The sequence below is a fragment of the Azospirillum agricola genome, from assembly GCF_017876095.1.
In the GTDB taxonomy this organism is placed as follows: Bacteria; Pseudomonadota; Alphaproteobacteria; order Azospirillales; family Azospirillaceae; genus Azospirillum; species Azospirillum agricola.
The window spans coordinates 343,593-367,186 of the sequence record NZ_JAGINM010000002.1; the positions used below are offsets into that span (position 1 = coordinate 343,593).

Genomic DNA, 23,594 nt, shown 5'->3' on the forward strand with positions numbered 1-23,594 from the left:
TACTCCCTAGCGGCGATGGCTGCGGTTCAGGTCGCGTTCCAGCTTCTGGCTGTACTTCGACATGCTGTAGCAGAAGATCCAGTAGATGACGCCGATGAACAGGTACGCCTCGCGGTAGAAGCCGCGCCACGCCGGGTCGGACAGCGCCGCCTTGGCGGTGCCGAGCAGGTCGTAGAGGCCGATGATGATGACCAGCGAGGTGTCCTTGAAGAAGCTGATGAAGGTGTTCACCAGCGGCGGGATGGCGACGGCGAGCGCCTGCGGCAGGATGATCTTGCGCATCTTCTGCCAATAGCCGAGCCCGAGCCCGTCGGCCGCCTCGTACTGCCCCTTGGGGATCGCCTGGAGGCCGCCACGGATCGCCTCGGCCATGTAGGCGGCGGCGAACATGATGAAGGCGACCTGGGCGCGCAGCAGCTTGTCCACCGACACGCCGTTGGGCAGGAACAGCGGGAACATCACCGAGGCCATGAACAGCAGGCTGATCAGCGGCACGCCACGGATCAGCTCGATGTAGGTGACGCACAGCACCTTGACCGCCGGCATGTTGGAACGGCGGCCGAGCGCCAGCAGGATCGCCGCCGGGAAGGCCACGGCGAGCCCGATCACCGACAGGATGATGGTCAGCGGCAGGCCGCCCCACAGCGTGTTCTCGACATAGGTCAGGCCGAGCACGCCGCCCCACATCAGGATCGCCACCGCCGCCAGGCCGGCGGCCCAGACGAGGCCGAACCATGGCTTCCAGAAGCGGCGGTCGCAGCTCGCCAGCAGCAGCGCGATGAAGATCGCGATGGTCGCGAACGGACGCCACTGCTCGTCGTAGGGGAAGGTGCCGAACATGATGAAGCGCAGCTTCTCGTTGACGAAGCCCCAGCAGGCGCCGCCGCCCTGGCGGCATTCCTGCGAGGTGGCGTCGAGCCCGTGCGCCTTGATCAGCAGCCAGTCGAGGAAGGGCGGAATCGCCGAGCCCAGCAGGGCCAGCACCAGCACCGTCAGGATGGCGTTGTACCAGGTGTTGAACAGGTTGTTCCGCAGCCACGCGACGGGGCCGACGGTGTTGGCCGGCGGACGCTCGTCCGGCAGGCCGACGGGTTGTGCGTTGTCGGTCGTCGCCATTACCGCTCCACCAGCGCGATGCGCTTGTTGTACCAGTTCATGAAGATCGAGATGCTGAGGCTGATGGTCAGGTAGGTGCCCATGATCATCGTCACGCCCTCGATCGCCTGACCGGTCTGGTTGAGCGTCGTGTTGGCGATCGACACCAGATCGGGGTAGCCGATGGCCAGCGCCAGCGAGCTGTTCTTGGTCAGGTTCAGGTACTGGCTGGTCAGCGGCGGCACGATCACCCGCAGCGCCTGCGGCAGGATGACGAGGCGCAGCGTCGGGCCGCTCGGCAGGCCGAGCGCGCGGGCCGCCTCGGTCTGGCCCCAGTTGACGGCGACGATGCCGCTGCGCACCACCTCGGCGATGAAGGCGGAGGTGTAGACCGTCAGTCCGGTGAGGATGGCGAAGAACTCCGGCGACAGCGCCATGCCGCCGACGAAGTTGAAGCCGGCCAGCCGCGGCATGTCGAGCGCCGTCGGCGCCCCGCCCGCGACGTAGGCGATCAGCGGCAGCCCGATCAGCAGCCCAAGCGCCGCGCGGGCGGTGGGGAAGATCTGGCCGGTGCGCGCCTGCCGGTCCTTGGCCCAGCGGTTCAGGAAGATCGTCAGGATCACGGCCACCGCGAAGGCGATGCCCATCGTCGCCCAGACCGGGCTGGCGCTGAGCGACGGCACCCACAGGCCGCGCTGGGACAGGAAGACGCCGGGCAGCGGGTTCAGCGCGTTGCGCACCGGCGGCAGGCTGTCGGACACCAGCGCGTACCAGAAGAAGAGTTGCAGCAACGGCGGGACGTTGCGGACGATCTCGACGAAGGTCGAGGCCAGCTTGGCGATCAGCCAGTTGCTGGACAGCCGCGCCACGCCGACCAGCGTGCCGAGGATCGTCGCCAGGATGATGCCGATGATCGACACCTTCAGCGTGTTCAGCACGCCGACCAGGAAGGCCCGGCCGTAGCTGTCCTTCGGTGAATAATCAATCATCGATTCGCCGATGCCGAAGGAGGCCTCGCGCTCCAGGAAATGGTATCCGGTGGCGATGGAGCGCCGCGCCAGATTGTCGAGCGTGTTGGATATCAGGAACCAGCCGACCAGGACGACCGCGCCGACCACCAGAATCTGGTAGACGACCGCGCGGACCGTCGGGTCGCTGAGGGAAAACGATACGCCACCCGGCGCCGGCGCGCCTTGGGTGGTCCGGGTCTCGGTCGCCACGGACTACTCTCCCTCGAACCATCGCGCTCCATCCGGTGCCCACGCGGTCCCGGACGTTGTTCCGGGCTTCTTCCCACACCGTCGGATGCGACATGTCTCCCAATGCGACGTGATGCGCGGGTGCTTCACTGGCCCCCTTCGCGGTCGCTCTCTCACCCGGAAGACCGCCCGCCCCCTGTTTCCGGCGGGCGGCCCTCGTCAAACCAACCTGCCGGCCGGCTTACCGGAACGGCGCCGAATATTGCAGGCCGCCCTTGGTCCACAGCGCGTTCAGGCCGCGCTCCAGCTTCAGCGGGGTGCCCGGACCGACGTTGCGGTCGAAGATCTCGCCGTAATTGCCGACCTTCTTGATGACGTTCAGGGCGTACTTCTCGTCCAGGCCGAGCGCCTTGCCGAGGCCCGGCGAGGTGCCGAGGAAGCGCTGGATGTCCGGGTTCTTCGAGTTGACGAACTCGTCGGCGTTCTTGGAGGTGATGCCGAACTCCTCCGCCTGGATGGTCGCGTTGACCGTCCACTTGACGATGTCGAACCACTGGTCGTCGCCGTGGCGGACGGCGGGAGCCAGCGGCTCCTTGGAGATGACCTCCGGCAGGATGACGTGGTCGTCGGGAACCGGGGCGACGCCGGCGCGGGTGCCGGCGAGGCCCGACACGTCGGTGGTCAGCACGTCGCAGCGGCCGGCGAAGTAGGCGGCGTTCACCTCGTCGTTCGACTCGATGACGACCGGGTTGTAGCTCATGTTGTTGGCGCGGAAATAATCCGCGAGGTTCAGCTCGGTGGTGGTGCCGGACTGGACGCAGACGGTGGCGCCGTTCAGCTCCTTGGCGCTCTTCACGCCGAGCTTCTTGTTCACCATGAAGCCCTGGCCGTCATAGTAGGTGACGGGGGCGAAGTTCAGGCCGACCGAGGTGTCGCGGGTCAGCGTGACGGTGGTGTTGCGCGACAGCAGGTCGACCTCGCCCGACTGGATGGCGGGGAAACGCTGCTGGGCCGAGAGCGGGGTGAACTTGACCTTGTTCGGGTCGTTGAAGATCGCCACCGCGACGGCACGGCAGTAATCGACGTCCAGGCCGGTCCAGTTGCCGGCGCTGTCCGGGTTGCCGAAGCCCGGCAGGCCGGCGTTGACGCCGCACTGCACGAAGCCGCGCTGCTTGACGGTGTCCAGCGTGGCGGCGCCGGCACCGGCGGTAGCGGTAACAACCACGGCCGCAGCGGCGGCGGCCAGGATTCCGGATTTCATGATGCTTAAGCTCCACCCTGTTCTTGCGTTATCCGCGTTTGAGCGGCGTGACGACGCGTCCGGCCCCTGGCAACGCCGGACACCCGTCCGGATCGCGCGGCAGCCATGCGCGTGTGACAAGAGTGCATCAACTTTATCCGACTTGTCGAATCCTCTGTTCGGCTAGGAGGTTGGGGAAGAACCCAACGGCGTCCGGGACTTGGCGCCGAATCTGTGATGGCGGCGCGGGGAACGGGATGACAAGATGTCCGGCCAGCCCAAAACAGCTTCCACGCGAAACGGACAGCCGATGAAGAACGCCACCACGGACACCCTCCTGGTTCACGCCGGCCGCAGCCCGCGAGACAACCACGGCATCGTCAACCCGCCGGTCTATCATTGCTCGACCGTGCTGTTCCCGACGCTCGACGCGCTGGAGGCGAGCGACCGCAACCAGCTGGAAGGCGTGCATTACGGCCGCATGGGCACGCCGACCAGCTTCGCCTTCGAGGAATCGGTGGCCGCGCTGGAAGGCGGCTGGCGCGCCGTCCACACCGCGTCGGGCCTCGCCGCCATCGCCACCGCGCTCAGCGCCTTCACCAAGGCCGGCGACCATGTGCTGGTCACCGACAGCGCCTATGGCCCGACGCGGCGGTTCGCCCGCGAGACGCTGATCCCCTACGGCGTCGAGGTCGAGTTCTTCGATCCCTGCATCGGCGCCGGCATCGCGTCGCTGCTGCGCCCGAACACCAGCGTCGTCTTCCTCGAATCGCCGGGCTCGCTGACCTTCGAGATTCAGGACGTCCCGGCCATCGCCGAGGCCGCCAAGACGGTCGGCGCCACCGTGATGCTCGACAACACCTGGGCGACGCCGCTGTTCTTCCGGCCCTTCGACCATGGGGTCGACGTCTCGATCCACGCCGCGACGAAATACATGGTCGGCCACGCCGACGCGATGCTCGGCGTCATCACCTGCCGCGACGAGGCCCTGTGGACCCCGGTGAAGAAGGCGGCGACCCGCTTCGGGACCTGCGCCGGGCCGGACGACCTGTTCCTCGGCATGCGCGGCCTGCGCACCCTGTCGGTGCGCATGCGCCAGCACCAGGAGAGCGCGCTGATCCTCGCCGACTGGCTGGCATCCCGGCCGGAGGTGACGCGCGTGCTGCACCCGGCACGCCCCGACTTCCCCGGCCACGCGCTGTGGAAGCGCGATTTCACCGGCTCCAGCGGCCTGTTCTCCATCGTCATCAACCCGGTGCCGCGCGCGGCGCTGGCCGCGATGGTCGACGATCTGGAGCTGTTCGGGATGGGCTACAGCTGGGGCGGCTTCGAGAGCCTGCTGCTGCCGACCCGGCCGGCCGCCATCCGATCGGCGACGCGCTGGACCGATCCGGGTCAGGTGCTGCGCCTGCACGCCGGGCTGGAGCATCCCGACGACCTCATCCGCGACCTCGACAACGCGTTCCGGCGCCTCAACGCCGCCCTGTGAGGGCGGATTTTCCAGGAGATACGGGCATGACGGACGCAACCGCGTTCGACGAGGTGCTGGCCGCCATCCGCTTCACGGCGGACGGCCTGGTTCCGGCCATCGCGCAGGCCGAAGGCACCGGCGAGATTCTGATGATGGCCTGGATGAACCGCGACGCGGTGATCGAAACCCTGACCACCGGCCGGGTCTGCTACTGGTCGCGCTCGCGCGGCGGGCTGTGGCGCAAGGGCGAGACGTCGGGGCAGGTTCAGCGGCTGAAGGATTTCCGCGTCGACTGCGACGGCGACACCTTGCTTCTGATCGTCGAGCAGGACGGAGTCGCCTGCCACACCGGCCGGCGGAGCTGCTTCTACCGGGCATGGCGCGACGGCAAGCTGGAGATCATCCAGGCGGTCGAAACCGACCCCAGCCTGCTCTATGGCCAACCTCATCACGGACACGATCACAACCATGGATGACCGGACCGGCTTGCCGGCTCCCGGCAAGGCGGTCATTTGATCCATGTCATGTTGAGGTTTGGACGAAGGGTATAGACATCGCCTTGTCTCTAACCCTCCCTGTATACGACTGCGCCGGACATTCTCCTGGATGTCCGGCCTTTTTTTGCCCATCCGGCGGATTGAAGCGGTCCAATGGATTTTGCCTTAATTTGATGCAGATCAACGAACGGCCTAGGCGATCCGCCTAGGGTTCGTCCGTCTCTAACCCTCCCTGTATATTACTGGACCGGGGCATCCCAGGATGCCCCGGTTTTTTCTTGCGGCTTTCCGCCTGGGCGCGCAAACGACCGGCCCGTTGATGTGGATCAAGGTGCAAACCTTCCGTCGGGCCTATTGGTTGTCTTGTCTCTAACCCTCCCTGTTTAGGAGGCCCGGCAACGGCGCCTCCTATTTTTTTGCCCGCGGCCGCCCATGTCACGGCCGATGGCGCGAGCGCGACCAGCGCAGCAGGGCGCCCAGCACCGACAGGGGGACGACGATCACCGCGCCGATCAGGATGTAGGGCAAGGCCCAGCGCCCGGCGTCGAGCGCCAGTTCGGCGATGTCGCGAACCGTTTCCCAACTGTCGGTGAGGATGCTGGCCGGATCGATCCGCAACACCGAAAGGATGAAGCCGACGATGAAGCACAAGACCAGCGTTCTGACGATCCATCCCAAAACAGCACCTCGGCATCGGTCATGACGGAACCCGGCCTCCAGAATACCGGCCCCGCCGAGCCTGTGAAACGGGGAATGCCGATCCCGGTTCCGGGAACCGCCCCGCAACGCAAAAAGGCCCCCGGCGCCGAAGCGCCGGGGGCCTTTTCCCACCCGCCGGGTGGAAGCGAAACGAGGGATCAGGCGCCGCGCTCGTTCACGAACACGGCCACGGCCCCGAACAGGGCCGCCAGCAGCGAGGCGGTCGCCTGGAATTCCGGAGCGGACAGGCCGGCGGCTCCGGCCAGGCCGGACAGGCCGGCGTAGGTCGAGGGCTGGGACAGGGCACGGAGGATGACCTGGAACATGGGATTCTCCTTTCTGCGTAGTCGTTTTGCCGGGTGATCGCCGCGGCCGGCGGCCATCACCCGTTGCGGATGGCACCGATGATGCGGGCGGCGCGCCCGCCGACCTGACGGGCCCACAGGCTGTCCTCCGCCTCCAGCGCGGCGCGGGCGCAATCCCCAGTCTCCAGGGCGGCCAGCATCTTGCGGAAGCCCCGCAGGCGGTCGATGCCGAGATTGAAGCCCATGTTGGCCAAGGCGCGCCGGCGGGGCTCCGACAGCGTCCGCCACCAGGGCAGGACGCGGTCGAGATCGGCGGTGATCCGGGCGATGTCGTTGTCGAGGAAAAGCATGGCCTCCTCCCTGGCGATGCCGACATCCTCCAGGTTCCGGCCCACCCCGATGGTGAGTTTGCCGGCGGTGCAGCGGTAGGGCTTCAACCGCAGATCCTCGTCGCGGATCAAGTCCGCTTTCAGCTTGGTCATGTCGGGCATGGAAGACACCTTTGCGTTTGCGATGGGCAATCGGCGGCCGCAGATGGACGTCATTCCGGTTGCGCCGCGTCCGCCTGCGCGCCGTTGAACAGTTCCGCCTTGATCGACATCGAATACGCGCCGCTCTCCAGCTTGTGCTCGACGCTGGTCAGGCGCCATTCGGTGGGGATCCCCGGACGGAATCCGCCGAGAACGAGCCTCTGTTCCGCCTGGAACGCCGGGTCCCCCGGACAGGTGGCGGAGAACTCGGCCTTCTCGCGGTCCTTCCGGTTCTTCGTGGAGGCCGCGTCCGCCTTGGCGGCCCGTGGGCCGGAGGAGGCGAAACGGGCGTTCTGGTAAGGCGCCGAGCCCTTCGTCACCTCGACCATCCGGGCCGCGTCCTTGTCCCAATAGACCGTCCGCACCCCTCCCCCGCTGCCGGCCTTGCCGGTTCCGTCCTTGGCGGCCTCGCCGGCCTCCTTCCGGGCGGAGTAGCTGAAGTCCCAGCGGGACATCCGCTCCGGCCGCAGGGAAACGGCGGGCAGGGACCGGCCGGTGACGGATTTGGCCGTGCCCTTCGGAGCCAGCACCAGGAGTCCGTTCACCGGCTTGGCCACCCCGTCGTGCCGGGCCGCCAGACGGTTGAGGAAGGCCATCGGGCTTTCGTTGGTCTGATCCTCGTGCTCCACCGGCACGGCGTCCAACGCCGCCGCCACCTTGGCGCGGTAGCCATGGGCGTCGGCGATCTCCCGCGCGATGGCCCCCAGCGTGGTGCCGTCCCAGGACCGGGACGCCGGGGAACGGAACGGGCCCGGCATGTCGGCCGCCATGGCCCCGACCTCCAGCGTGGCGGGCGGGCCGCTGTGCTTGATGCGGTCCACGGTGAAGGAACCGATGGCGACCAGCCCGCTCTCCTCGTACCCCAGCGCCAACTCCAGCCGGGTGCCGACATCCGGCAGGGCCACATGGGCTCCGCTTCCCGGTCTGGGCCGATCGTCCAGCCGGATGGTGAGGCGATCGGATTTGGTTTCCGCCTCGTCGTGGTAGGTGATGGACAGCAGGCGGTCCCTGATGTTGGCGGTGATGTCCGCCCCGCCCGCCAACAGTCGGAAGGCTGGCCGCATCGCTCACCCCCAAATCCTGATCACCGCCCGCGCCGTCTCCGCGGGAGGATCCGGCAACGTGACGAGAAGCCCCGCCGGCAGCACGGCGCCCTGGTCTGCCAGGCCGGGGTTGGCGTCCAGCAGGGCTTCCACCGTGCCGGAACGGGCACCGTACCGCTTCCACGCGATGCCGTCGGCGGTGTCCCCGGCCTTGCTCACATACTGGAGCGTCATGGCTGATCCTCCTCTCCGCCGGCCGGGCCGGGCGTCTCGTCCGGGACGCCGCCATCCGGCGCGTCGTCCCCGTATTCCTGGAGCTTCAAGGTGAACTCCACCTTGCGGGGGCGTCCGTCGTCGGTGAGGACGGTGCCCGTTTCGCTGACCTCCGTGATGCACCAGAGACCCAGCACCGTGCCGGTGCCGGCCACCAGTTCCAGCGGCGTGCCCAGGGCCGCCATCTCCCGCATCCGCGGGATCTGCCCCAGGCCGCCACGGAAGGCGGTATGGATGACTCCGGTGAGTTCCACGGCCTGTAGGTCCGGACCGGTGAACTGGAGGGCCGGCAATCGGCCGATCCGGTCCTGTTTTCCCCACCGGAAGGCCTGGGAGCGCTTCATGGACTGGTAGGCGGCGGTCCCCACCTCGAAGCGGAAGTCTCCCAAACCCAACATGATGCGTTCGGCCATGCCGGTCTCCGTCAGTGATCATGCCCATTGGTCGAACAAGGACGCCTCGGCGTCCGCTTGCTGGCGGGATGTCCACTCGGCCAGAGCGAGTCGCACCGCGCCCTCGGTCTCCCGGCGCAAGGCATCGAGTTCCGCTATCCCGTTGACGGTGATCGACACGTTCACCGGCGCGTTCACCACGGTGCCGGACGACGGGCCGGATGACGGGCCGGATGACGGGCTTGGCGACGGAGCGATGGGTGATGGGACGATAGGGGACGGGGACGGGGACGAGGCGCCCGCTCCGCCCGGAACGGCCAAAGCGGCGCCCGGAATTTTGCCCGCATTCTCCACCGCCGGCGGAGCGGAGGACGCCGCCTTCGCCACGGTGGGGGACGCGGCCACCGGCGCGGCCGCCAGGGCCGCGGCCAGACCGGCAGCGAGCGCCGTGTTCCTGGGAGCAGCCACCCGTTCCACCGCGCTCCGGTTCTCGTTGGCCGGTGGAGCCGCCAGCGTGCCGCTGGGCGCCGTGATTCCAAGCTTGTCCTTGGCCACATCCGGTATCCAGTCGGTCAGGCTTTTTAATTTATCGGTCAGCCAGGACTCCAGTTCCGCCCATTTGGCCGTGATGCCGTCCCGCAGATCCCCAATTAGCTCCGCGCCGATGGCGCGGAAATCGATGTTGGCAATGAATTGCAGGATGTCCTCGAAGGCCTTTGCAATGGAGGCCTTCAAACCGCCGCACAGGTCGCGGACATCGCCAAAAAACCCCGCGAAAGCCGCGCCAACGCTGTCACACAAGCTCGTGAAGAAGGCGGACAGGGGCTCCCAATACTCGTAGATCATAGCCACCGCGACAGCGATGCCCATGATCGCGAGCGCGATCGGGTTGCTCGCCAAAGCGCTCGCTATGGCGGCGATGACACGAAACACCAGCGGCACCAAGACCGCGAACTGGCCGGCCAAGCCGATCAGGGACACCAGCAGGTTGGCGCTCAAGGCAGCCGCCAGCATCAGAACGGCATTCTCCCAGCCGCCGACATAGGTCACGGCACGCTGGACCCACCCCACGAAATCCGAAACGGCGGTGGTCACCGTCGTGAACGCGTTCCCCCAATCCACCCCAGTCAGTTTGGCCTCGATAAAATCGAACAGTGTCTTGAGGGTGTCGGATATCCTGTTGGCCCAGGCCTGTAGGGTGCCATCCGCCTTCCATCGGGCGATCAGTTCCAGGATGGACCGCAGCTTGCCCTTCAGCGCCTCGAAGGCCCCGGCGTCCCCGATCATGCGCAGGAAGCCGGTCAGGCTGTGCTGAAGGCTGGACCACATCCCATCCCAGGTTTGCGACAGGGCATCGAGGGTTCCGCCGAACCCCTTGGCCTTGAGGACATGCAGGATGGCCGCCTGCATGGCCTCGCTGTCCTTCTTCGCCGCTTCGATGGTCTGTTCCCGACCGTTCTTGTCGGTGTAGGTCATCGACATCATGTCGCCCTGGGTCTTCCTGAGCGTGATGCCGAGTTTCTTCAGCCCCTTCCAATCGCCGCCGACACCGTCGGCGAACGCCTCCGCCAGGTCGTTCAGCGGCTTGCCGGTGGCGGCGGCGGCGTCCCCCAGGGCCTGCAAGGTTCCATCCATCGGATCGATGCCTTTACCCTTCAACGTCATGAAGGCCTGGGTCACCCCCGCCAGTTTGAAGGGTGTCTTCCGGGTGAACTCGTCGATCCACGTCATGGAGGCCTTGGCCTTGTCCTCCCCCATGATGGTGGTCAGGACGGCCTTGTAGGTCTCGAAATCCGCCGACGCCCTGAGGGCGCTCTTCCCCGTGGAAGCCAGCGCACCCGACAAGGCCGACAGGCCCTGCCCGGTCAATCCGGCCAAACCGGACGCCTGCTCGCGGGTCGTGACGATCTGCCCTCCCACGGCCTTGAAGCGGTCCCCCATGGCGGAGAGCTTGGCGTGCTTCTCGAACCTCTCGAACCGTGCCCGTACCGCCTCGCCGCGCTGCGTCAGGTAGGTTTTCAAGGACGACAGGCCCGGTCCGACCCTAGCCGCACGCGCGCCGGCCGGACCGGGGACATACCCCCGAACCCCCGCCCGAGCCTCCAGCCCCTCCCGCGCCAGCCTCTTGATATTCCTTACCAAGTTGGAAACGCTTTGGTCCCGGTTCATGCCCGCGACGGCGTTGGACACCCATGCCGTCACGTTGCCCATCTTCTTGACGAGTTCCGAAAACTTCTTACCCGCGAGGGTGGGGTCCTGTTCAGCCATGCATCCCTCCGGTCATGGAACCGCGTTCCCGCGCCAGCCCGTGCCAGCGCAGCAGGTCCGCCGGCTCCATCTCGTCCATCGCGGACGGAGGCCAGTGGAAGACGGCGGCCACGTCCGCCATGGCCGCCCACAGAATGTCCGGGGCTACTCCCGCCCCCTCCCGGTAAAACCCGCGACCACCTCCGCGATGGCCTCCAGGTCCCCGGCGTCGATCTCGTCGACCTCCTGCGGCGACAGGCCGGCGAGTTGGCCGATCATCCACAGCGTCTTGGACAGGTCCCCGCCCTTCACGGCGTCCATGCGCCGGAGGTCGGCGACCTTGGGACGCCGCAGGGTGATGTCCGTCGTCTCCTGCCCGTCGATCGCGATGGGCACGCTCAGCGCGACGCGGCGCGGCCCGATGGTCTGCGTGTCGTTCATATCCATGCTCCCCATGTCGGGATTTGAAAACGACAGGGCCGGCGACGGCGGTGTCGCCGCGCCGGCCCTGTCCGTGGTGGCTATCGGGAAAGGAGGGTCAGAGGCCGACGGCGACGCGCTGGGCGGCCAGCAGGTCGACGCCGCCGATGGAGCGCACCATGTTGATGGCGTCGATCTCCACCAGCTCCTCCCCGTTCACGGTGAGCTTGTAGTAGTGGGCGGCGACGGCGAGGGTGAGGGTCGACTTCTCCCCCGCCTTCCAGGTTCCGACATCCATCTCCCGCCACCCGCCGCGCAGGTTGACGACCACCGACGTCACCTCCGCGTTGCCCTGCGCCTGGAAGGCGCCGCGGATGGTGACGGGAATGCCGACGAGGTCGAGAAGGCCGAAGGACGCGAACAGCGCCGGATCGAAGTCGGAAAGGACCAGCGACGCTTCCAGCTTGGCCATGCCGACGTCGACCTCGACCGGCAAATCCATGCCGCCGGCGCGGTACTCCTCGGTCTTGAGGGACAGCTTGGGCAGGACCACGCTTTCCACGCGGCCGGCATAGCCGGAGCCGTCGATGAACAGGTTCAGATTCTTCAGGACGCGGGGGAGTTGGATCGCCATCACAGGATCTCCGCAATGTAGTCGTTCACCAGATGCGACCGGAAGGTGATGTGTTCGGCCGGATAAGGCGGGGTGAAGTCGAAGTTGAAGAAGACCTTGCCCTGCGCGATGTTGGCGGCCGAGTTGAGGTCCGGATCGGGCCAGCAGCGGCCGCCGAGGATGGCGCCCTGCGCGGTGAGGCTGCGCAGGTAGGCGTTGACGCCTTCCGTGACGTCCTCCAGGTAGGTGCGGGTGATGTTGCGGTCGACCGCCCACAGATGCGCCCGCTGGAGGCTGTCGTTGATCATGTCGGCGGTGCGGCGGACCGACAGGAACGCCCATTTCGGGTCGCTGGAGCAGCTCCGGTTGCCCCACAGGCGGAAGCCGTCCTCGCGGATCACCGTCGCCACCTCGTGCTCGTTCAGGTAATTGGCCCGGCAGTTCGCATCCCCCAGCGTGAAGTCCACCGCGCGGGAGGTGCCGACGATGCCGTTGATCGCCTGGTTGGAGGGGCTCCACCAGAAGCCGCGGTCGTTGTCGGTCTTGGCGATCAGGCCGGCGACGCGGGCGGACAGCGGTTCCGCCGCCGGCTCGCCGTCCTTCATCACCAGTCCCCAGGGATCGACCGCGAACACGCGCGGCGAGCCCCAGTCGCCACGGTAGGCGACCGCCGCCTCGTCGGTGCTGCCGGGGCCGTCGGCGATGATCACGGCGCGGATGCGCTCGGCGATGCCGAGCAGTTCGGCGACCACCGCGTTGGCGACGTCGCCGAGGTTGGCGGTGGCGGCGGCCCCGGTGCCGGCCCCCGTGACGGTGACGGTGGCGCTGCTGTAGCCGCGCCCCGGCTTGGTGACGGTGATGCCGGTGACGGCGCCGTCGGTCACGGTGGCGGTGGCCTCGGCGCCGGTGCCGTCGCCGGTGATGGTCACGCTGGTGGTGCCGGCCGCGTAGCCGATGCCGCCGGCCGCCACGACGGCGCCGGTGACGCCGCCGACCGTGCGCTGGTGGGTGAAGCCCGGCGCGCACAGGATGCGCGGGGTCAGGTCCAGATCCGTGCGGGCGGCCAGCAGGGCGTGGACGCCGGTGTAGGCGCCGGTGACGCCGTCCACGCCGCCGAGGACGTTGGTGAGGGTGGCGGCGGCCTTGGCGGCATCGTCCGCCCCGGTCCCCTCCGCCACGCGGATCACCACCACCATGGCGCCGGCCTGGTCGAAGATGCCGTCGATCGCCGCCGGCAGGGTGCCGGCGGTGCCCAGCTTGGCGGCTTGGCTGCGCGAGCCGGCGACCAGGACGGGCTTGTTCAGCGGAAAGGCGATGGCGTCCGCCTCGGGAGCGGTGCCGACGAGGCCGACGATGGAGGATTTGACGGTGCGGATCGGGCGCGGGCCGTTGTCGATCTCGACAACTTCCACACCATGGAGAAACTGTTCGGGCATGGGAAACCTTTCCCTTGTGTTGGGCATGAAAAAGCCCGGCGTAGAGGCCGGGCGGACAGGAAGCAGGGCTGGAGGGCTTCGGCTCAGCCGATGTAGTCGATGACGTGGTTGGCGTTGCCAGCTTTGAGCCGCTTGAACTCCAGGGTCTGAACGCCGAGCGCACGCTTACGCTTGATGGTATAGTCCACGCCGGGCTGCATGAGCTGGTACTCGTCGAGGGCCAGCGTGATCTGGTCCAGCACCGGCGTGAATTGCTGGTTGGTGGTGGACAGGATCGCCACGACGTTGAGGCTGGCGATCGATGTCAGGTCAAGCGCCAGCAGCCCGGCCAGCAACTCGGCCCAGGTGTTGGCGACGCTGGCGAACTGCGTGGATGTGGCGCTGGTGGTCAGCGTCCCAGCGCCAGCCGACCACACCATGCTGTGAGCAGTCGCCGCCCAGGCCAAGCCTGTCCAACGCTTGAGCGGCGTCGCATAGCCGTCGGTCGAAAGCAGGAACTTCAGGCTGGTGTTGGGCGGCGTGCTGCCGGTCAGCGCCGCGCTGTCGACCGAGCTGAACGCCGACAGGTCGAGCGCCGACAGACCCGGTTTGGTCGCCACCCAGTACGGACCGGTCACGTACTGCTGCCCGTAAGCCAGGGTCGGCGGGGTGAAGTTGGACGTCCAGCGAGCGACGCTGGAAATCCGCATCTCGTCCAGCCCGCCGTCCATTGGAGCGGCACCTGTGGCGTCCGTGCCGATGAAGAGGTTGCCGGTGGTGTCTTGTCGCATTCCGAGAGTCGCCGTCACCGAGCCTTTGAGCACACCATCCACGTAAATGCTCAAGGTGGTACCGTTGCGGACAGCTGCGACATGTGACCAGTTTCCCGCCGTAATGCTGGAAGCGCCTCCAGTAATAGTTATGGTGGTTCCGCCTGTATCAACGTAATTGAACGTAACATCACCTCCAGAATTCACACGCAAAGCCCAGGTCGTGGTGCTGCCATTCCACTTATACATCATTGTGCGAGTGAAAGATGTGTAGTTATAGCCATACATCAATCCTTCAATTGTGAAGTCCACGGAGGGGCACAGACTCGCATTGTGAGGCATTATAAAGTTAGATGTACCGTTGCCGCCCTTAATGATGCAATTGGTTCCGAACTTGGGGCCGATGATGTTGTTGAGAAGGCTGAGCGTTCCGGTTCCGGGGTTGAAAGAAATATAGCGTCCGTCTTTCACCGTCCGCGCATTCGTACTCTGGATCAGCACGGTGTTCTTCGACAGTTCCTTGACCCACTTCTGTCCAACCGTGCCGTCGAACACCCACAACAGCGCGGTGTCATCGTCGGCCACAAGGTTGCCGGGTGTGAAGTTGGTGGTGTAGCGCGGTTTGCCGTGGGTGATGCGGAAGCTGTCGATGGCGCCATTGAGAAAGTTGGAAACACCAACATTGAAGGTGCCCAAATTTAACGTATAAGCCTCGTTCGGGTAGATCAGATTCAGTTGCGGAGCATATCCTCCGTAGAAAGTGCCATCTACAGCAACCCCCCAGCCGCGCGGATCACGCACAATCGCGACGTGGTGCCACCCTGTGCCTCCCCACGTTGCAGGGACGGAAAGCACGGTCCCGCCGTTGGCGCTGAGTGTAAAGCCGGCTGCGTTTGCTAGAAAACTCAAGGTGTTCCCCGACGTGGCTGTCAAGCTCACCAAAATCGGGTTTCCGGTGAACGAGGCAATGTAGAACCAACCCTCAAGGCACAGCTTGTCGCTGGCACTGAAATAGATCGGATGCCCTGCGCTCGGGGTGGCGTATGCGATGGATGCGTACTGAGTGGTGCCGTTCAGCTTAAGTGAGGTGCCGTGTCCGCCACGGGTGTAGGTGGCATCAAGCGTTGCCGACCCGGCAAAGGTCAGCGTCGGCGTGGTCGTGTCGCCGAACCCGTTGGAGCCATAGCTGCTTTCGCTGCTGTCCAGGGCCACGGTGTCACCGTTGACGCCCTCGAACTGGCACAGCAGCACCGTGGTGTCGGTGGCGGTGGGTGCCGTCGTCGGTGCCGTGAAAGATGCCGACCACAGGCCACGCCTATCGAAACGAAGAGCATCCACGTATCCGTTTGTCTTGTTCGTCCCGACGGAGTTGGAGCCAAGACGAACCTGCCCAGCACCGCGTATGGAGGCGGTGCCGATGGCGACCGTGTTGGTGAGAACGCCATCCTTGAACAAATAGAGAGAGGTTCCAACACGGCTCAAGGCGACGTGGGCCGCGACGTTCGCCGTCATCGAGCCGATGACGACCCCGCTTGCCAGATCATACGATGTGCCGTTGCTGCTGGCGTAGAGTTCGAGGTTCCCGGTCGCCCCGTTGAGGTAGATCTCCAGGCCGTAGCTGCTGGTGTCGTCGAACTTGGCCAGGATCTGGTTGGTCGCCACGCCGTCGAAGCGCGCCTGCATGTCGAGCGTGAAATCCAGCGCCCCGAGAACCAAATCACCGTGCGGCTTGGTCGGGGCGATGCGGGTCGGCGACGCGCTGGAGGACAGACGCAGGGACGTCGCCCCGAACTTCGCCCAGGCGTTCGAAAGGCTCGAGCCCACCTGGATTTCGTGACCGCTCTTGCTGTTGTCGCGGATGAACTGGCTGCCATGGCCGTCATTGAACTGTAACAGGTATACGGTATCGGGGTCGGGCGTGAACTCCGCAGTCGGCGGGGTGAAGTTGTCGGTGTAGCGCGCCACCTTGGAGACGCGGAATTGGTCCATCCAGCCAATCCACGGGTTCCACACCATGTCATTCCCAATGCCGAGGGTGAAAGCTCTGGCATCCGTGTTGAGAGACGCGGCTTGCGAAAACACCTGCACGCCGTCAAGGTAGAAGTACAGCGTACTTGCACGCCGAACAAAAGCGAAGTGGTGCCAATTCAGATCGACACCAGAGCCTGTCCAAGTGTAGGTATCGAACGCAAAATACCAATTGCCTCCGCCGACCATGACGCGGGGCGCGCGGTTGTTGCCACCATTGACCATGAAGTCAAACAGAACACCGGATACAGTGCCGCCCAGCGCCCCGCCCCAACGCCCCCAGCACTCAACCGTGTAATCCTGCGTTGTGCCGAACGCTACCTTAAAGCTGCTTGGAATTTTAAAGCCTGTTCCAGCGCTCCCATCAAAATACGCGCAATGCGTGCCGAACGGCGTGATGCCGCGCTCGTCGATGATCTCGGTCGAACCATTCACCCCGTCCGCGTGGATCAGCAGCTTCGTGTTGGCATCGACCCCCGCGCCGGCGGTGTTGTGAAGCTGGAACGCCCCGCCGACCGCGTCGGTGCCGGACACCGGATCCTGCTCGGCATAAGCGCTGCGATTGTTGAAATCGTACGCAAAGATGCTGCCAACCGTCTGCTCGTAGGCCGCCAGGACCGACTTGCCCGTCAGGTTGAAACCGGCGCCACCGGGGGCGTAGAGCGGAGCCGTCTGCTGAACCGCGGACGCCGACGCGCCGACCTGATAGCCGGTCCCGTCCGGACTCACAACCAGCGACTTCCCGGCGTCGGCGGCCGTCACATCGGGCAGCGACGAGCCGGAGGCGGCCGCCTTTGCCTTGAAGGCGGCCGCCGGGACGTTGGACAGATCGGACGCCGCCTTGCCGGCCTGCAACTCCACGACCGACGCTTCGGCGGACCCGATCCGCCCTTCCAAAGCCGTCACGTCCTGGTCGAGCCCGCCGATCGCTTCCCGAAGGCGCTGGACGTCGTCTTCCATAAGATTGTCGGGATGCGGGAGGGGATGCCCCCTCCCCGTCCGGTCGTCATGAAGAAGCATGTCGTGTCATCCTTACAGGGCGATGCCGGTCAGCTTGCGCAGGTACGGCCGGTTGGCCGGCGAGCCGTTCAGCACGATCCGCAGGCGCGTGGTCTTGTCGGTGCCGACACCGGCCAGGGAGGGAGCCTTGAACACCCGCTCCTCCCAGCCGTCGCCGACCGGCGAACCGCTGGAGAAGGGCACCGCCACCCAGTTGCCGGTCGAGGCGCTCTCCGCGTAGACCGCGACGGTGGCCGTCCCCGGCAGCAGGCATTCCAGCGCCACGGTGAGCGCGAAGCCGGTGCCGGCCGGGAAGCGCCGCGACACGTAGTCCGCCGTCACCTCCAGCTTGCCCATCGCCGTCTTGGCCGCCGGGTAGAGCACCGGGGAGACGGCGCCGCCGCCCGTCAGCCGGGCCTTGACCGTCACGTTGCCGGTGATGGCGTCCGACAGGTTCAGCGGCTGCATCTCCGTCAGCGTGTGGATGCGGCCCGAGGCGTCGACCACCACGAACTCGACGTCCGTGCTCGCCGCCGGACGCTCCACCGCGGCCAGCGCGATCATGTCCGAGACGGCGGTGACGCTGTAGGTGCCGAGCGTGATCTCCTTGGGCGTGCTCGAATACTCCGCCGCCAGCAGCCGGAAGGTCAGATCCTTCTCCTGGTGCGGAGTCCAGGTCACGGCGTTGCTGGAGGAGAGCAGCACGCCGATCTGGTAGGGCTGGCGCGTCACCCAGCCGTTGACCGGGTCGTACTTGCCAAGCTCCGCCACCGCCACCGCGTGGTCGGCGTCGTCGGTCAGGATCACCAGCGCGTAGTCCTGGCCGCCCTGGGCCACGAAGGGATCGAAGGTGACGCGGGTGTGCCCGCCGCCCATGACGATGGCCGAGGCCGCGACGCGGCCCTCGGTCAGCACGGTGCGGGTGGGGACGCCGTTCTCCGTCTCGCGGATCTGCACGATGACCGGCGACGGCCCACCCTTCGCCGTGAACCACAGATCCACGGCCTGAAGCACGCGGGTCTCGGGCAGGACGAAGGTCTGGGCCAGCGGGTCGCTGTGATCCTCGAAGATGGTGACGATGCGCCGGCGCGTCTCCGTGGTGATGACGCCGCGCCCGATGTAGCTGGTGACGCCGTAGCTGCCGTTCCGCCCGCGCAGTTCCACGCGCTTGGACCCTTCCGGGATGCCGGCCGGAATGGCGAAGGAGCCGTTCAGCACCCCCAGCGCGTTGGCGACCGGACGGACGCCCGGCGTCAGGTCGATGCCGTCGAACTTGAGGGTGTCGAGCGCCTCGGCCGGATCGAAGTTCTCCGCCGTGTACTGGACGGTCAACTGGCGCAGGAACTGCGCCGATGCGGCGCTGGTGGACACGAAGGCGTCGGACCACTCCGACCGGGTCGAGCTGACCCACGACCTGCCTGGCACGAAATGGCCACTGATGACGAAACGCTCCGTGACGTCGTCGGTGAAGACCGTGTTGGTGACGGTCCACTCGTCGACCGCCGGCGAGAGGGTGATCCTCGACGGGACCGGCTCGAACGCCTGATAGGGATTCACCCTCATCGAGCCGGTGCGCTGGATCTGCTCCAGCACCGGCACCAGCGTGTAGTCCAGCGTGGTGAAGCCCGAGGCCGAGGTGTAGATGCCGTTGACGCCGATGGGCAGGGTCAGCATCTCGCCGACGATGGCCGCCGACTGCACCACGCCCGCGTCCCGGCCGCTGCCGTCGACGAAGGGATCGACGAAGACGCCCTTCTTGGCGCCGGCCTCGCGGATGCTGGCGTCGGTGCGCAGGTTGGAGGTGGCCCACAGGCCGTACAGCTCCATGATCTGGCCGCGCATGTCCTCGATGTCGGAGACCGGGATGGCGCGCACGGCGATGTTGCCGACCACCGGCTTGTTGGCGGCCCGCCAGTCGTGGGTGACGGTCGCCAGCGCCAGCGCGTCGGACGGCGGGACCGGCGCGGCGGGCTGGCGGGTGCGGGACACGCCCTTCAGCCGCGACAGTTCGCCGTTCTGGTTCATCGTCAGCAGATCGACGCGCGGCATCTTCCAGGCGTAGTCCACGTAGACGGTGGTGCCGTTCACCACGCCCGACACCGTGAAGCCGTCGTCGTCGGCGGCGCTCCACATGGCACTGTCGATGTAGCGGTAGGTCACGGTGTAGGTGCTGCCCGGCGCCGGCTCCGCGCCGCCAGGACTCCAGTCGATCTCGTCGCCCGACACCGTGTAGCTGGTGCCCAGCGCGTAGGTGGTGCCGGCCTGGGTCACCGACACGACCTGGACCACGCTGCTGTCCGGCAGGGTGTCCACCGCGCCGGTGTAGGCGCCGTGGGTGACGGTGACGGTCTTCTCCTTCGTCACCTTCACGTCGCGCACCATCGCCAGCGGCCCACGGTTCAGCGTGATCCGCATCGACCCGCCGCCCGCGTTGGCGAAGACGTGCGGCTCCGATTCCACGCTTTGCAGATCCGGGTCCACCGGGTAGCGCAGGCGGGCGCCGTGGACGCGCTCCACCTTGTAGCCGTTGATGTTGGCGCGCCCCTCGGCCAGGGAGAACAGGTGCTCGCCGTTGCTGGTCTCCAGATAGGCGGCGCTCAGACCGGACACCACGTAGAAGCCGCCGTTGGCCTCGCGGTCGTAGCGGGCCAGCGCGCTGGCGACGGCGTCCATGGCCGGCGGGGTGACGCGGTTGTCGAGGACGCCGTTCGTCACGGTGTAGATGGCGTGGAACGCCCCGCCGCCGCCGTCGCCGGACGCGCCGCCCTCCCAGCCCCAGGCCAGGGCGAACGCACGCCGGGCCGCGCCGGGCTCCAGATAGCCGTCGGTGCCGACCGCCGGGTCGCGCAGACCGGGATCCTCCAGGGCCGTGACGACGCTTTCCGTGTAGCGGACGCCGACGGCCACGCGCCCCTCGACGGGGATGGTGAAGGCACCGGCCGGCACCGGACGGATGGCACCGCGCAGAAAGACCTCGCCCGTCTCCAGCGTCACGGCGCCGGTGTCGGGATCGACCATGATCCCGGCGCCCTTCACCGGGTCGCCCTCCTTGTAGATGGCGCCGCCCAGGCCCGCGATGCGGTTGCCCAGGATCGATTGCAGCTCGTTCAGCTCGCGGGCCTGCAGGCCGTCGCCGGCCAGGAACAGGATTTCCTCGTGACGCTTGGTCGCGTCGAACAGGTTGTAGTAACGGTCCAGGGTCATGATGGCGGGTTCCTCAGAACGTCACGACGAATTCGAACGTCTCGCGGGTGGAAGGCTGGCGGACGATGGGGACGGAGTGCTGGAGCAGCAGCAGGATGCCGGGGTCCTCCACCTCCGCCGCGCTGAAATAGCGCTGGCCGGGCGGCAGCGCCGGGTCGGTGGCAGTGCCGACGAACAGCGCCTGCTCGCGCACCGTGGCGGTGGCCGCGTCGGTGAAGTCGAAGCGGACCCGCAAGAACAGATGCTGGGTCGGCGTCGCCGAGACGGCGTAGCGGCCGGTGGGGACCACGATGCCGCCGGCGGGGTCGGGGGTGACGAACTCCACCTCCTCGACCAGCCGGCGGCCCACCTCGGCCCGCAGGGCGGTGGCGGCGGGATCCTCCGCCGGACGGTCGGCGTGGTAGCCGATGAAGACCTGCGCCCCGGCGGCGATGGCGCCGTCGGCCTTGCGGGTCACGGTGCCGGCGGCGGAATCCAGCGCGTAGTCCGTACCGGCCGCGTACAGCGTGCCGGTGGGCGGCACCACGACGGCGCCGTCGCCATCCACCTCGCCGGGGTCGTAGTCCAGGGACGTGACCGTCACGGCGGACAGGTTGCGGTGCGGCAGCGCGACGGTGTCGGCGGCGAAGGCGAAGATCGCGGAATGGGTGGTGTCCCAGTCCGCGTTCCCCTCCCCCAGCGCAAGGTGCAGGGGTTGCGCCTTGATGGCGGCAGCAAGCGCCGCGCGCCCGCTGCGCGTCAGTATGGTCATGGCGGAAACTCCGAAGGATTCAGGCGGTGGCGTGCGAGGCGCCGATGATTTCGCGAAGGCCGGACCAGCGGGAACGCGGCCAGAAGGCGCCGGCCCACCGCTGCCCGTGGTGCTCGGCGGAGAAGATCCGGCCGGTTTCGGTGCGGTCGAGATGGACGGCGGGATCGCCCGTGACGGCAGTTCCCACATGCTCCGCGTGGCGTGTCACGGCGGTTTCCAGGCCCGGATAGGCCGGAGAAGCCCCCTTGGTCGGGCGGATGAAACGTTCCAGAATCGGCAGCCGGACGAGCCTTCGCGGCGTGCCGGACAGGCGCGCGCCGCTGGACAGGATGAAGCGCGGTCCCTCCTGCACCCAGCGGAAGGGTTGGGTGCAGGCGTTGACGGTTCCGAGCCTCGGGCCGTCCGAAAGCACGATCTGTGCCTTGGTGAAACGGCGGACCGGCCGCAGGCCGGCGGGGGGCGGCACCCCGGTGGCGTTCGCCCCCGTGACGAGACGAAGATGCTGGAGGCGCGGCCACAGACGCGGCCTGGGCCCGTCCAGCGCGCTGCGGTCGAGCCGGAAGCCGGTCACATAGGCGGTCTGGGCCGCGTGGATGGGCGCCGGAACCGACTGGATGCGGATGCCGCCCAGTTCGGCCTCCCCCCGCGTGCCGCGACCGAAGGAGAGGCGCACGCCCTCCGGCCCCTCGACGCCGCTGTAGTCCGACAGCAGGCCGCCACCGTCCAGCCCGGACGAATCCAGACGGAAGCGGCGGATGTCGTAGCCGTGGAAGATGCGGGCCAACCGGGACCGGGCCGGCGAGGCCAGCCGCGCCAGCCCGATCAGATCCAGCACGGCGCGGGAATCCGGCACCAGCCCGGTGTCCACCATGAACTCGGCGAAATGGACGCCCGGCCCTTTCTCCTCGACCAGGACCCGGTCCAGGCCGCGCCAGCCGAAGGCCACCCGCAGACCGGCGGGCGTGCCGCGGATGCGCTGCCACAGCACGCCCTCGCGGATCGCCCGCTGCGGGTCCTCCAGGTAGGGCAGAACCTCGCCCAGCCCATATTCCCACAGCAGCCATGGCACCAGGGGCGACGCCGCCTCCAGCTTGGCCCGGCGGAGCGGCGCGAGGCTGGAAAGCCGGTCGTCGATGGCGGTGGCCGCCTCCACGGCCCGCTCGAAAGCGGAGGCGCTGGGCGGCAGAAGGGTGGCGGTCATCGGTTGCGGCCCTCCAGGGTGATGGAGACGGTTCCGAGCGCCACGCATTCGTCCGGCCCGCAGGCCACGTCGGCGGCCGGCCCATCCAGTTCGACCCGGTGCACGCCGCCGACATGCAGGCGGGAGATCACCCAGGAGCGGGTCAAATCCCATCCCATGCCGCGCGCCTGGGCCAGGGTCGAGGGGAAGGCCGCCACGGTTTCGGTGAACACCTGCTCCGGGGTTTCCGGGTAGAGCCACAGCCGTGCCGTGAGGTCGACCGGCTTGATGGTGGCGCCCACCACCTCCACGGTGTCGGTCAGCACCCGCACGTCGTCCCGCAGGACCACCGCCTTGACGGCGTTCAGCAGGGCCGCGTCCGGCGTGCCGTCGCCGGTGCGGGCCAGCACCGCGATGCGGACACGGCCGGCGAAGGGGCTGGACACCGCGGCGTCCTGGACATCCGGGCTGGCGGAGAGGGCCCAGTAACGGTAATGCGCGGCGCCCCCCGCGTTGGCCCAGCCCTGGACACGGTTCTGGATGCGCAGCCGCAGCGCCGCGTCGGTCTCCCCCTCCAGGCGGGCGACGCCGTAGAAGGCGGCCAGATGATCCAGGTCGGCGCCGGCGGCGAAGGCCAGCAGGTTGGCGCGCACCACCTCGTTGGCGCGCTGCCGCAGCAGCAGTTCCCGGTAGGCGCAGGCCTCCAGCAGCTTGTTGACGGGGTCGCTTTCCAGGTCCGCCGTCCAGTCGGGAAGCCGGGCCTTCAGATCCGCCTTCATGCCGGCGAGAATGGCTTCGTAGGAAAGCGCCTCCAGGATCGTCGGCGGCGGCAGATGGGACAGGTCGATGGTCGTGGTCATTGCACCACCACCCCGTCCAGGGTGATCTCCTTGCCGTCCGGCAGGTAGAGCCCCTCCAGATAGAGGACGACGCGGCCCGGCCGGGCCTCGGTGATGGCGACTCGGCGCGTGCGGAAGCGGGGCTCCCAACGCCGCAGGGCCTTGGCCGTGGCGGCGTAGAGGTCCATGGCGAGGGCCGGGTTCATCGGCCGGTCCACCAGGGCCGGAAGGTCGGATCCGTAGTCCCGGCGCATCACGCGGGTGCCGGTGCGGGTGGTCAGGATGTCGCGGATGCTTTGCCGCAGGTGGTTCAACCCGGACAAAGCGGTGCCGTTTGCAGCGTTCATGCCGCGCATGGAAAGCTCCGATGCTCAGTAAAGGAGG

The 23,594-nt window shown here is 67.4% G+C and carries 22 protein-coding genes; 2 read left to right on the forward strand and 20 right to left on the reverse strand.

Features of this window, described 5'->3' with window-relative positions; genetic code table 11:
• Positions 1-6: 6 nt before the first annotated feature.
• The 3 genes from J2847_RS04030 to J2847_RS04040 form a co-directional block, all read right to left on the reverse strand.
• A complete protein-coding gene (locus J2847_RS04030) occupies positions 7-1,116 on the reverse strand; it encodes an amino acid ABC transporter permease (RefSeq protein WP_209777145.1) in 1,110 nt (369 codons plus the stop codon).
• Positions 1,116-2,315 (reverse strand): amino acid ABC transporter permease, encoded by a 1,200-nt coding sequence (locus J2847_RS04035; RefSeq protein ID WP_209777147.1) that lies wholly within the window; start codon positions 2,313-2,315, stop codon positions 1,116-1,118. Before J2847_RS04035 ends, J2847_RS04030 begins: the two co-directional genes overlap by 1 nt.
• 220 nt (positions 2,316-2,535) lie before the next feature.
• The gene (locus J2847_RS04040; RefSeq protein ID WP_209777149.1) at positions 2,536-3,555 is read right to left on the reverse strand and encodes a transporter substrate-binding domain-containing protein; all 1,020 of its coding nucleotides are present in this window, start codon (positions 3,553-3,555) and stop codon (positions 2,536-2,538) included.
• Between the two features lie 289 nt (positions 3,556-3,844).
• On the opposite strand from J2847_RS04040, the gene metC reads away from it, so the two are divergent.
• Both metC and hisI read left to right on the forward strand, forming a co-directional pair.
• A complete protein-coding gene (gene metC / locus J2847_RS04045; protein WP_209777150.1) occupies positions 3,845-5,023 on the forward strand; it encodes a cystathionine beta-lyase in 1,179 nt (392 codons plus the stop codon).
• A 26-nt stretch (positions 5,024-5,049) separates the two neighbouring features.
• On the forward strand, positions 5,050-5,481 hold the full coding sequence (gene hisI, locus J2847_RS04050) for a phosphoribosyl-AMP cyclohydrolase (RefSeq protein WP_209777152.1): 432 nt from the start codon (positions 5,050-5,052) through the stop codon (positions 5,479-5,481).
• 456 nt (positions 5,482-5,937) lie between these two features.
• On the opposite strand, the gene J2847_RS04055 is transcribed toward hisI, so the two are convergent.
• From J2847_RS04055 to J2847_RS04135, 17 genes are all read right to left on the reverse strand, one after another.
• Entirely contained in the window at positions 5,938-6,153 is a 216-nt protein-coding gene (locus tag J2847_RS04055; RefSeq protein WP_233474259.1) for a hypothetical protein, read from the reverse strand.
• A gap of 206 nt (positions 6,154-6,359) precedes the next feature.
• On the reverse strand, positions 6,360-6,527 hold the full coding sequence (locus J2847_RS04060) for a hypothetical protein (RefSeq protein ID WP_179166223.1): 168 nt from the start codon (positions 6,525-6,527) through the stop codon (positions 6,360-6,362).
• Between the two features lie 56 nt (positions 6,528-6,583).
• Positions 6,584-6,997, reverse strand: coding sequence for a glycoside hydrolase family protein (locus J2847_RS04065; RefSeq protein ID WP_209777153.1), 414 nt, complete (start codon positions 6,995-6,997; stop codon positions 6,584-6,586).
• Positions 6,998-7,047: 50 nt separating this feature from the next.
• Positions 7,048-8,100 (reverse strand): phage late control D family protein, encoded by a 1,053-nt coding sequence (locus J2847_RS04070; protein WP_209777155.1) that lies wholly within the window; start codon positions 8,098-8,100, stop codon positions 7,048-7,050.
• A gap of 3 nt (positions 8,101-8,103) precedes the next feature.
• On the reverse strand, positions 8,104-8,313 hold the full coding sequence (locus J2847_RS04075; protein WP_209777157.1) for a tail protein X: 210 nt from the start codon (positions 8,311-8,313) through the stop codon (positions 8,104-8,106).
• Complete coding sequence (locus tag J2847_RS04080) at positions 8,310-8,765, reverse strand: phage tail protein (protein ID WP_209777158.1); 456 nt, start codon at positions 8,763-8,765, stop codon at positions 8,310-8,312. Before J2847_RS04080 ends, J2847_RS04075 begins: the two co-directional genes overlap by 4 nt.
• An 18-nt stretch (positions 8,766-8,783) precedes the next feature.
• Positions 8,784-11,012, reverse strand: a complete 2,229-nt coding sequence (locus tag J2847_RS04085; RefSeq protein WP_209777160.1) for a hypothetical protein — start codon at positions 11,010-11,012, stop codon at positions 8,784-8,786.
• Complete coding sequence (locus tag J2847_RS04090) at positions 11,005-11,133, reverse strand: GpE family phage tail protein (RefSeq protein ID WP_085556563.1); 129 nt, start codon at positions 11,131-11,133, stop codon at positions 11,005-11,007. Before J2847_RS04090 ends, J2847_RS04085 begins: the two co-directional genes overlap by 8 nt.
• Positions 11,134-11,156: 23 nt before the next feature.
• Positions 11,157-11,432 (reverse strand): phage tail assembly protein, encoded by a 276-nt coding sequence (locus tag J2847_RS04095; protein WP_209777162.1) that lies wholly within the window; start codon positions 11,430-11,432, stop codon positions 11,157-11,159.
• Between the two features lie 97 nt (positions 11,433-11,529).
• The gene (locus tag J2847_RS04100) at positions 11,530-12,045 is read right to left on the reverse strand and encodes a phage major tail tube protein (protein ID WP_209777163.1); all 516 of its coding nucleotides are present in this window, start codon (positions 12,043-12,045) and stop codon (positions 11,530-11,532) included.
• On the reverse strand, positions 12,045-13,460 hold the full coding sequence (locus tag J2847_RS04105; RefSeq protein WP_209777165.1) for a phage tail sheath C-terminal domain-containing protein: 1,416 nt from the start codon (positions 13,458-13,460) through the stop codon (positions 12,045-12,047). Before J2847_RS04105 ends, J2847_RS04100 begins: the two co-directional genes overlap by 1 nt.
• Positions 13,461-13,543: 83 nt before the next feature.
• A complete protein-coding gene (locus tag J2847_RS04110) occupies positions 13,544-17,257 on the reverse strand; it encodes a LamG domain-containing protein (protein WP_209777166.1) in 3,714 nt (1,237 codons plus the stop codon).
• Between the two features lie 12 nt (positions 17,258-17,269).
• Positions 17,270-20,440: a DUF4815 domain-containing protein gene (locus tag J2847_RS04115; RefSeq protein WP_209777168.1), complete on the reverse strand. Its 3,171-nt coding sequence runs from the start codon at positions 20,438-20,440 to the stop codon at positions 17,270-17,272.
• A 13-nt stretch (positions 20,441-20,453) separates the two neighbouring features.
• Positions 20,454-21,191, reverse strand: coding sequence for a hypothetical protein (locus J2847_RS04120; RefSeq protein ID WP_209777169.1), 738 nt, complete (start codon positions 21,189-21,191; stop codon positions 20,454-20,456).
• Between the two features lie 19 nt (positions 21,192-21,210).
• Positions 21,211-22,392 (reverse strand): phage tail protein, encoded by a 1,182-nt coding sequence (locus J2847_RS04125; protein ID WP_209777171.1) that lies wholly within the window; start codon positions 22,390-22,392, stop codon positions 21,211-21,213.
• The gene (locus J2847_RS04130) at positions 22,389-23,231 is read right to left on the reverse strand and encodes a baseplate assembly protein (protein WP_209777173.1); all 843 of its coding nucleotides are present in this window, start codon (positions 23,229-23,231) and stop codon (positions 22,389-22,391) included. The genes J2847_RS04125 and J2847_RS04130 overlap by 4 nt, the downstream gene beginning before the upstream one ends.
• Positions 23,228-23,566 (reverse strand): GPW/gp25 family protein, encoded by a 339-nt coding sequence (locus tag J2847_RS04135; RefSeq protein ID WP_209777175.1) that lies wholly within the window; start codon positions 23,564-23,566, stop codon positions 23,228-23,230. Before J2847_RS04135 ends, J2847_RS04130 begins: the two co-directional genes overlap by 4 nt.
• Between the last annotated feature and the right edge of the window lie 28 nt (positions 23,567-23,594).

Coding starts and splice junctions, on each gene's coding strand:
- J2847_RS04030 (WP_209777145.1), bottom strand. CDS start 1,116: ATGGCGACGACCGACAACGCACAACCCGTCGGCCTGCCGGACGAGCGT.
- J2847_RS04040 (WP_209777149.1), bottom strand. CDS start 3,555: ATGAAATCCGGAATCCTGGCCGCCGCCGCTGCGGCCGTGGTTGTTACC.
- metC (WP_209777150.1), top strand. CDS start 3,845: ATGAAGAACGCCACCACGGACACCCTCCTGGTTCACGCCGGCCGCAGC.
- hisI (WP_209777152.1), top strand. CDS start 5,050: ATGACGGACGCAACCGCGTTCGACGAGGTGCTGGCCGCCATCCGCTTC.
- J2847_RS04060 (WP_179166223.1), bottom strand. CDS start 6,527: ATGTTCCAGGTCATCCTCCGTGCCCTGTCCCAGCCCTCGACCTACGCC.
- J2847_RS04065 (WP_209777153.1), bottom strand. CDS start 6,997: ATGCCCGACATGACCAAGCTGAAAGCGGACTTGATCCGCGACGAGGAT.
- J2847_RS04070 (WP_209777155.1), bottom strand. CDS start 8,100: ATGCGGCCAGCCTTCCGACTGTTGGCGGGCGGGGCGGACATCACCGCC.
- J2847_RS04075 (WP_209777157.1), bottom strand. CDS start 8,313: ATGACGCTCCAGTATGTGAGCAAGGCCGGGGACACCGCCGACGGCATC.
- J2847_RS04080 (WP_209777158.1), bottom strand. CDS start 8,765: ATGGCCGAACGCATCATGTTGGGTTTGGGAGACTTCCGCTTCGAGGTG.
- J2847_RS04085 (WP_209777160.1), bottom strand. CDS start 11,012: ATGGCTGAACAGGACCCCACCCTCGCGGGTAAGAAGTTTTCGGAACTC.
- J2847_RS04090 (WP_085556563.1), bottom strand. CDS start 11,133: ATGGCGGACGTGGCCGCCGTCTTCCACTGGCCTCCGTCCGCGATGGAC.
- J2847_RS04095 (WP_209777162.1), bottom strand. CDS start 11,432: ATGAACGACACGCAGACCATCGGGCCGCGCCGCGTCGCGCTGAGCGTG.
- J2847_RS04100 (WP_209777163.1), bottom strand. CDS start 12,045: ATGGCGATCCAACTCCCCCGCGTCCTGAAGAATCTGAACCTGTTCATC.
- J2847_RS04105 (WP_209777165.1), bottom strand. CDS start 13,460: ATGCCCGAACAGTTTCTCCATGGTGTGGAAGTTGTCGAGATCGACAAC.
- J2847_RS04110 (WP_209777166.1), bottom strand. CDS start 17,257: ATGCTTCTTCATGACGACCGGACGGGGAGGGGGCATCCCCTCCCGCAT.
- J2847_RS04115 (WP_209777168.1), bottom strand. CDS start 20,440: ATGACCCTGGACCGTTACTACAACCTGTTCGACGCGACCAAGCGTCAC.
- J2847_RS04120 (WP_209777169.1), bottom strand. CDS start 21,191: ATGACCATACTGACGCGCAGCGGGCGCGCGGCGCTTGCTGCCGCCATC.
- J2847_RS04125 (WP_209777171.1), bottom strand. CDS start 22,392: ATGACCGCCACCCTTCTGCCGCCCAGCGCCTCCGCTTTCGAGCGGGCC.
- J2847_RS04130 (WP_209777173.1), bottom strand. CDS start 23,231: ATGACCACGACCATCGACCTGTCCCATCTGCCGCCGCCGACGATCCTG.
- J2847_RS04135 (WP_209777175.1), bottom strand. CDS start 23,566: ATGCGCGGCATGAACGCTGCAAACGGCACCGCTTTGTCCGGGTTGAAC.